The organism is Moorena sp. SIO4E2, assembly GCF_010671945.1.
In the GTDB taxonomy this organism is placed as follows: domain Bacteria; phylum Cyanobacteriota; class Cyanobacteriia; order Cyanobacteriales; family Coleofasciculaceae; genus Moorena; species Moorena producens.
In genome coordinates this window covers 1-9524 of record NZ_JAAHIE010000277.1, presented here as the reverse complement: position 1 = coordinate 9524, position 9524 = coordinate 1, and the positions used below count along the sequence as shown (strand labels likewise).

3 protein-coding genes are annotated in these 9524 nt (G+C 47.0%); 2 read left to right on the top strand and 1 reads right to left on the bottom strand.

The features are described from left to right. Positions 1 to 34 precede the first annotated feature (34 nt). Both F6K37_RS23755 and F6K37_RS23750 read left to right on the top strand, forming a co-directional pair. A complete protein-coding gene (locus F6K37_RS23755; protein ID WP_287252530.1) occupies positions 35 to 196 on the top strand; it encodes an acyl-CoA thioesterase in 162 nt (53 codons plus the stop codon). 205 nt (positions 197 to 401) lie between these two features. After that, entirely contained in the window at positions 402 to 1760 is a 1359-nt protein-coding gene (locus F6K37_RS23750; protein ID WP_287252528.1) for a lipopolysaccharide biosynthesis protein, read from the top strand. Here the strand turns inward: F6K37_RS23750 and F6K37_RS23745 are convergent. Next, a partial coding sequence (locus F6K37_RS23745; RefSeq protein ID WP_287252526.1) for a non-ribosomal peptide synthetase occupies positions 1737 to 9524 on the bottom strand: 7788 nt, incomplete at its 5' end. The two genes, F6K37_RS23750 and F6K37_RS23745, sit on opposite strands and share 24 nt — an antisense overlap.

The window sequence follows — 9524 nt, the reverse complement described above, 5'->3', positions numbered from 1 at the left end:
TATTCAACTGCTCAGGCATCACATGAATTAGCAGTTGAATGAAAGTAAGTTTGAAATTGCTTATCAGGTTGTTAAAGCTTCGTCATCGCAACAGTTACTGGCTAAGGCAATTACCAAGCACGTTTGTATTGATACAATGACTAGAACTAAAATTCCCTTACCTGAGGAAATCGTGCAATTGCTAGAGCGCTTATGAGGATATTTTTAAGCATATAAAATAAAACGGATTTCAATGGGTTTTAGGAAGGCAAAATGTTACTGGAATATATCTTGTATATTTGATTGAAATAATATAGAATATAGAGTTGAAATGCACAATTTTAACCCCTTTTGTCAGGCCGTCAGGGACAGAATTATAGTCTACTAGATTCAACATTTATACCTTTATTTACTAAAAATTAATGACTCAAACTGTCCCCTCTCCTACCGAGGAAAATCTGAATTTAAGCGTTCTGGCTAAAGAAGCAGGAATAGCTCTGGTCATACAATTTGCAGGTATTGCTGTCACTTATTTGGTGCAGGTATTCCTTGCCCGATGGATGGGCAAAACTGACTATGGCATTTATGAATACGTCATTTCCTGGTCTATCCTCTTAGCTATTCCCGGAGGATTCGGTTTACCTCGTACAGTTTTGCGCTTTGTCTCTGAGTACCGGGTTAAAGAAGAATGGGGGCTGTTATGGGGTGTTGTGCGCAGTAGCTGGTTGATTACCGTTTTGGCTAGTATCTTGGTTAGCTTACTAGCTGCAGGTGTAATTTTACTACTGAATTATTACCACCACTTTACTTATGCCACTCCTTTATTAATTGGTATTGGTCTAGTACCACTGCGATCGCTGGTAAATTTGCAATTGGAAACTGCTAGGGCTGCCAAGGATGTTACTTTAGCATATGCGCCATCAAGAATAATTTGGCCCGTGTTGCTACTGTGTGGTGGATTTGTAGTCTTCGAGAAAAGTCACTACCTCACAGGAATTTCAGCTCTAGAAATCGCTGAGATTGCCTTCCTAGTGACAATTTTCTTGCAGTTGGGATTGTTATTGCCCAAATTAAAGAAAGAATTTGAAGCCAGCCAACCAGTCTATGCCATTCGAGAGTGGTTGGGTGTAGGTTTCATTTTGTTATTACAATTTAGTTTTTTCATGATTATCAGTCAAACTGACAAAATCATGGTCGGTTCGATATTGGGGCCTGAGCAAGCAGGGATGTACGCTGCAGCAGTGAAAACGGCTAAATGGGTCTCTTTTGTGCTGACAATTATTAATATGGTAGCCGCTCCCAGTTTCACGACCCTGTACGCTAAAGGCGATCTGGAGGGTCTGCAAAAGGTGGTTTCCACAGTTGCTATGTGGATTTTCTGGCCTTCGGTGGCTATTTCCTTATTTCTAATGGTCTTCAGTCAACCCGTTTTAGGAATATTTGGCTCGGATTTTATGGCAGCAAGTTGGCAACTTAAAATTTTGGTTTTGGGCAATTTGGTAAGCGCTTGGTGCGGTTCTGTCGGCTACTTGATGGTGATGACGGGGCATCAAAAAAAATCTGTAAAGGTTTTTGGTTGTGCTGCTGTTTTGAATATCGTGTTAAATGCGATCGCGATTCCTCTGTTTGGTGCAGTAGGTGCGGCTATAGCCACAGCTTTAACGTTAGCGCTGTGGAATATTTGGCTGAGTTTTTTAGTAATGAAACATGTAGGAGTAAGTCCCCTGGTTTTCAGGGGACTTTTTCAATGGGGTTCCTCAAAGTCCAAGATAGAGACGTAACTCTTGGGCTAAGGCTTCACTGCGGATAATCGAGAAATGGTCGCCAGGAAGTTTGTGGATCTTGATGCCACCTGTAGCTAGAGAACTCCAAGCTTGGATTTGTTGTTCGGCTAATTGTTCCGATTTTTCCTCAGCAGAGAATAGGGTGAGCTGGCCTGAGTAAGGCTGCGGTACATAACTATGTTTAGCTTGGCTGTTGGCTTGGAAAACTGCAAATAGCTGGCGTATCTGCTCTAGCCCAATTTCTGGAGGCAAGATCTGAAGTCTTTTTGCCTCCTTAAAGATATAGTTTAATTGCTCGTCCAACCCCAGTTGCTGTAGTTCATCCGCTGACACGGCCAGTTTTTTGTCAAAACGACGACTGAGAATTCTGGCAAAAGAATTTACCAGCATAGCCTGATCTGGTTGGGGCTGGTTGAGAATGGTAGGATTAGGGCTGTCTATCAATGCTAACAGTGCTATGTCATGTCCTAAAGCTTGTAGCTGTTGGGCTATCTCAAAAGCAACGATCCCACCGAAAGACCAACCGCCTAGTTGGTATGGCCCTTGGGGTTGAACGGTCTGTATTTCTTTAATATAAGCAGTAGCCATGTCACAGATGCGAGTTAAGGGCTTCTTTTCTCCATTTAGCCCTACAGCTTGCAGACCATAGAAAGGTTGTTCCACACCTAACTGGCGAGCTAAAGCTGCGTAACCTAAAACATGGCCTGCGATTTCATGAATACAGAAAAATGGTGGTAGAGAACCGGTTGGCCGAATTGGGACTAAGGGTGAAAAAAGTTGAGTATTGGTAGCAGCACTTAGTAAACTGACTTGGGCTTCGATGGTAGGTTCGGTAAACAGGGTTGACAAGGCCAGATTAGTTCCGAACTGCTGTTCGATGCAAGCCATCAGGCGCACGGCTAACAGGGAATGACCGCCTAAGTCAAAAAAGTTGTCTTGAACTCCCACGGCAGGGATATTGAGAACCTCTGACCAAATTTGTACCAGTTGCAGTTCTGTGATGTTGCGAGGTTCTATTGCTCCTGCTTCTTGAGTAGAAACATCCGGTGCTGGTAATGCCCGTCGGTTCACCTTGCCGTTGGGGGTTAACGGTAGAGACTCCAAAACCACAAAAGCTGCAGGAATCATGTAGTCGGGGAGTTGGGTTTTCAGCAAAGAGCGCAGCTGACTAATCACAGCTTGAGATTCGGTGGGGACTACATAGGCCACCAGCCGTTTATCCCCAGGACTATCTTCTCGGGCAATCACTACTGCTTCCTTGACTTGAGAGTGTTGTGCCAGGACCGCTTCTATTTCCCCCAGTTCAATCCGGTAACCCCTGATTTTCACCTGGTTGTCGATGCGTCCAATAAATTCGATGTTCCCATCGGGCAGATAGCGTGCCAGATCTCCAGTTTTGTAGAGGCGAGAACCCGGTTTGTTGCTAAAGGGGTTGGGAATAAACTTTGCCTCGGTTAATTCGGGGCGGTTGAGATATCCTCTAGCTAACCCCGCACCGCCGATATGCAGTTCTCCAGGTACGCCAATGGGGACAGGTTGGAGATGGCAGTCGAGAAGATAAATTTGGGTGTTAGCTATAGGAGTTCCAATCGACTCGGAAACATCCGCATAGAAACTACTCTGCTGGGAGCTATTCACCTGGCAAGTCATTGACCAAACTGTAGTTTCTGTAGGACCGTATAAGTTCCAAAGAGAAGCACCTTTTTGTAGCAAGCATTTGGCAAGTTCTTGGGGTAAGGCTTCGCCACCGCAGATAATTTTTAACTGCGGGCTACCCTGCCAACCAGCAGCCAGTAGCATTCGCCAAGTGGCTGGGGTTGCTTGCATCGCTGTAGCACCAGAATTTTCCAATTTTGACAAAAGCCTCTCTCCGTCGGTAACTACTTCACGAGTTACCATCAGTATTTTCGCTCCCACTGCGAGTGGTAAATAAATCTCTAGGGCGGCAATATCAAAACAGATGGTGGTGATTGCCAAGATAGAATCGACATGGCTTAACCCCGGCGCAACTTCCATCGAAGAAAGAAAGTTAACCAGAGATTTGTGGCAGATTTCTACACCTTTGGGTTGTCCAGTCGAACCAGAGGTGTAAATGACATAGGCTAAATTATCGGGTTGAAAAATGCGGACCGAATTGCAAGTGCTGCATTGAGCAATTCTCTGTGAATCTATATCTAAGCAGACCGCTTGCGCCGAAAAATTCGGCAACGATACCAATAAATTTTCCTGAGTCACCAACAGTTTTATTTTTGAAGACGACAATATATAAGCGATGCGCTCGGAAGGATACATTGGGTCTAATGGCACATAAGCACCGCCCGCTTTGAGAATCCCCAAAAGTCCGATTATCATCTCAATAGAGCGCTCGACGCAAATCCCTACCAGCACTTCTGGTCCTACTCCCAAACTTTGCAGGTAATGGGCCAGTTGATTGGCTTTGGCGTTTAACTCCCCATAGGTTATCTGTTCCTGTTCAAAAACCACTGCCACTCCATCGGGAGTTCGCTCCACTTGCTCTTCAAATAACTGATGAATGCACTTATCCTGGGGATACTCTGCTTTAGTATCATTCCACTCCACCAACAATTGATGGCGTTCCCTTGAGGTTAACAAAGGTAATTCACCCACCTTCTGCTCCGGATGAGTCACAATTGCTTCTAACAAAGTCTTGAAGTTGCCTATCATCCTTTCTATAGTCGCACCCTCAAACAAATCCGCGTTATATTCCCACCTCCCCTCAAGTCGAGTTTCTGTCTCCGAGAGAATCACACTCAGATCGAACTTAGATGTTAAGTTCTCAACCTTTAGTGGCGTTACAGCCAGTTGTGGCAACTCCCATCTTCCTTTAGGGACGTTTTGTAAAGCAAACATCACCTGAAATAAGGGGTTACGGCTGAGATCTCGCTGAGGCTGTAACTCTTCGACCAGCTTCTCAAAGGGCATCTCTTGGTGACCATAAGCTCCCAAACTCACTTCCCGCACTCGTCCTAATAATTCCCGAAAACTGGGATTACCCCCCAACTCGGTCCGCAACACTAAGGTATTGACAAAAAAGCCAATTAGACCTTCTAGTTCTGTACGGTGGCGGTTGGCAATGGGAGTGCCCACAATAATATCTGAGTGTCCCGAATAGCGCGATAGTAAGACCTTGAAGGCTGCTAGCAAGGTCATGTACAAGGTCACCCCTTGCTGTTGACTTAACTGCTTGAGGGATGAAGTCAGTTTTTCAGAGAGTTTCAGGGATTTTTTCCCACCGGTGTAACTTGGGACCGGAGGACGGGGATAATCTAGGGGCAGTTCTAAAACCGGTAGCTCTCCTGATAACTGCTGTTTCCAGTAGTTGAGCTGGGTTTCTAATACTTCCCCTTGTAACCACTGCCTCTGCCAGGCGGCATAGTCGGCATATTGAATCGGTAATTCGGCTAAAGGTGACGGTTGACCCGAACTTAACGCTGTATAGATCACCGACAGTTCCTGGAGGAAAATTCCCCTCGACCAGCCATCAAAGGCGATATGATGCACATTCAACAGCAGAATATGCTTCTGCTCCGACAGTTGCAAAACCCTTGCCCGTACTAAAGGTGATTGTTCTAAATCAAACGGTTGCTTCCCTTCAGCTTTGGCCAACTGTTGCACTTGCTGGGATTGCTGGGGTGGTGATAATTCCCGTAAGTCGATCACCGGCAATCTCAGTTGATACTCAGCCTCGATCACTTGGAATTGCATGGTACCGACGGACTCAAACCGAGTCCGCAGCACTTGGTGACGATTGATGATTTCTGTGAGGGCTCCAGATAGGGCATCGATGTTGAGTTGGCCAGTCAGCTGCAACACCGCCAGCATATTGTAGGCCGACGAATCCCCTTCAAATAGTTCGTGCAGGAACCACAATCTCTGTTGGGCAAAACTTAAAGGCAACTCTTGTTGGCGAGATACGGTCGTAATTGCTGGGGCGATGGGGAGTTGCTCTTGGGTGTTGCGAATTCGATTGATTTGTCCTTCTAGTTCGGCTACGGTGGGAGCTTCAAAGATACTGCGTAGGGGGATTTCTAGCCCAAAGGTTTCTCGCAACCTGGAAATGACTTGAGTCGCTAGCAGGGAATGTCCACCCAGCTCGAAGAAGTTGTCGTGGATTCCTACCTGTTTGATTCCTAAGACAGAACCATAGATATCCGCTAGCAATTCTTGGGATGGAGTCTGGGGTGGGACAAAAGAAGCTAATGCTGTCGGGTCTACTTCGGGTGCTGGTAATGCCCGTCGGTTCACCTTGCCGTTGGGGGTTAACGGTAGGGACTCCAAAACCACAAAAACCCCAGGAATCATGTAGTCGGGGAGTTGGGTTTTCAGCAAAGAGCGCAGCTGACTAATCACAGGTTGAGATTCGGTGGGGACTACATAGGCCACCAGCCGTTTATCCCCAGGACTATCTTCTCGGGCAATCACTGCTACTTCCCGCAGGTCTGGGTGTTTAGCTAGGGTTGCTTCTATTTCTCCTAGTTCAATGCGTAAACCTCGGATTTTTACTTGCTCATCCTTGCGACCGATAATTTCCACAGTGCCATCAGCACGATATCTTCCTAAATCTCCTGTCAAGTACCACTGATCAGAGGGATCTTCCCGATATGGATTCTGGATGAACCGCCGTTGGTTTTCTGTGGAGGCATTAATATAACCCTTTGTGCGGAAGGGAGTACGCAGCACTATCTCTCCTGTTTCTCCTATTCCGCATAGTTGCTGGTTCTGCGATAAAATCAGCACTTGTGTCTGAGGCTGAGCAATTCCAACTGGCTGTACCCCTGGTAGAGGATTTTCCGGCACCTGATAGTAGCACTTGGCCATAGTTGTCTCTGTTGGACCATAGAGATTAACTATTTTACCTGAATCAGGAAATGCTGAGCGCCACTGGTTTACCAGTTGGGCTGTTAATGGTTCTCCTGCAAAGAAGAGCCAACGTAAAGACTTCAACTCAATTCCTGGTGGCACGTTTCCTAGCCACATTCGTGCCAAAGCTGGTACGGTGTGAACTACAGAAATCCTCTGTGTTTCCAACCAGGAGAAAAGCCGATGAGATACCAAATCATCTGTCTGTGTGGGCAAACACAGGGTTGCTCCGCTGGTTAACGGCAGAAATATATCACGCAGTACTGGATCGAAGGACAGACTTATCAATTGAGCTACACAGTTATCTGGTCCGATGGCAAAGGTTTCTCGCTGCCACTGTAGAAAGTGAGCTAATCCTTTGTGTGTCCCCAATACCCCCTTGGGCACTCCCGTAGTACCTGAGGTAAAGAATATGTATGCGGCATCCTCTGGAGAAATTGTCTCTAAGGTCAAGGTTTCAACCGTTGCTTCGTCTGAGGTTTTTAAGTAGCCTGTGTCAGGGTCTATGTGGATGCAGGAGACCCCTTGCCACATCTGTTCGGTTTTTAAGGGTTGCTCGCTAACGTAGAACAAGTATCTTGCCTGGGTTTGCTCTAGCATCAGCTGTTGTCGGGATGAGGGGAGTTTTGGCTCGATCACTAGCATCACAGCACCACTGCTGAGAATACCCATCATACTGGCGATAAGTCCAAAGCTGCGATCGCCCGATACCGCCACTACTTCTCCTGGTTTGACCCCTTCTGTTCGTATCCTTTGGGCAATTGCCTGGGCCGTTTCTGCTAACTGCTTGTATGTCCAACTGCGAGACCCCTGGCTGATTGCTGGCTGTTCTGGTGTCTGTTGTGCCCAAGCATTAAATGTTACTGTTACTGGTTCGTAGTAAGGTTCTAGCAGGGCTGCTTTAGGATCTGGCAGTAACCTTTGAGCTGCTGGAGTTACTAAAGACAAATTTGCAATCTTTGCCTCCGGGTTGTCCACTACCTGCATTAGCAAATACTGCAATTGCTCCACCATCTGAGCTATTCGCTCTTGGGCAAACAGCTCAGCGTTGTACACTAATTTTAGTTGGATAGCTTCAGAAACTTCTCGCACATAAACCGTTAAGTCAAACTTGGACTGAGGTTCTGAGAACAACCGGTTTTCTACGGTTATACCTGGGAGTTCCAAAGGATTCCTGGGCACGTTAACCATATCGAACCAGACCTGAAATATGGGATTACGGCTGAGATCTCGCTGAGGCTGTAACTCTTCGACCAGCTTCTCAAAGGGCATCTCTTGGTGACCATAAGCTCCCAAAGTCACTTCCCGCACTCGTCCTAATAATTCCTCAAAGCTGGGATTCCCCCCCAACTCGGTCCGCAACACTAAGGTATTGACAAAAAAGCCAATTAGACCTTCTAGTTGGGAGTGGCGGCGGTTGGCAATGGGAGTGCCCACAATAATATCTGATTGTCCCGAATATCGCGATAGTAACACCTTGAAGGCGGCCAGCAAGGTCATGTACAAGGTCACCCCTTCAAGTTGACTTAACTGCTTGAGGGATGAAGTCAGTTGTTCAGAGAGTTTCAGGGATGTTTTCCCACCGGTGTAACGTTGGACTGGGGGACGGGGATAATCTAGGGGCAGTTCTAAAACCGGTAGCTCTCCTGATAACTGCTGTTTCCAGTAGTTGAGCTGGGTTTCTAGTACTTCCCCAAGCAACCACTGCCTCTGCCAGGCGGCATAGTCGGCATATTGAATCGGTAATTCGGCTAAGGGGGACGGTTGACCCGAACTTAAAGCTGTATAGATCACCGACAGTTCCTTGAGGAAAATTCCCCTCGACCAGCCATCAAAGGCGATATGATGCACGTTCAACAGCAGAATATGCTTCTGCTCGGACAGTTGCAACACACTTGCCCGTACTAAAGGGGTTTGTTCTAAATCAAACAGTTGCTTCCCTTCAGCTTTGGCCAACTGTTGCACTTGCTGGGATTGCTGCGGTGGTGATAATTCCCGTAAGTCGATCACCGGCAAACTCAGTTGACACTCAGCCTCGATCACTTGGACTGGCATGGCACCGACGGACTCAAACCTAGTTCGCAGCACTTCGTGACGATTAATGATTTCTGTGAGGGCTCCAGATAGGGCATCTATGTCTAGTTCCCCAGTTAGCTGCAACACGGCCAGCATATTGTAGGCCGACGAATCCCCTTCAAATAGTTGGTCGAGGAACCACAATCTCTGTTGGGCAAAACTTAAGGGCAACTTTTGCTGGCGAGATACCCCAATAATCGCTGGGGCGATCGGTATTTGCTCTTGGGTGTTGCGAATCCTGTTGATATGCTCGGTAAGTTGGGCTACGGTAGGAGCTTCAAAGATACTGCGTAGGGGGATTTCTACCGAGAAGGTTTCTCGCAACCTGGAAATGACTTGAGTCGCTAGCAGGGAATGTCCACCCAGCTCGAAGAAGTTGTCGTGGATGCCTAGATGTTTGATTCCTAAGACAGAACCATAGATATCCGCTAGCAATTCTTGGGATGGAGTCTGGGGTGCTACAAAAGAAGCTAATGCTGTCGGGTCTACTTCGGGTGCTGGTAATGCCCGTCGGTTCACCTTGCCGTTGGGGGTTAACGGTAGGGATTCCAAAACCACAAAAGCTGCAGGAATCATGTAGTCGGGGAGTTGGGTTTTCAGCAAAGAGCGCAGCTGACTAATCACAGGTTGAGATTCGGTGGGGACTACATAGGCCACCAAGCGCTTATCCCCAGGACTATCTTCTCGGGCAATCACTACTGCTTCTTTGACTTGAGAGTGTTGTACCAGTGCTGCTTCTATTTCCCCGAGTTCAATCCGGTAACCCCTGAGCTTGACCTGGAAATCTTTGCGCCCAACAAATTC

Bases quoted from the DNA above. Each gene is read 5' to 3' on its own strand.
- F6K37_RS23750 (WP_287252528.1), top strand. From the start codon at position 402: ATGACTCAAACTGTCCCCTCTCCTACCGAGGAAAATCTGAATTTAAGC.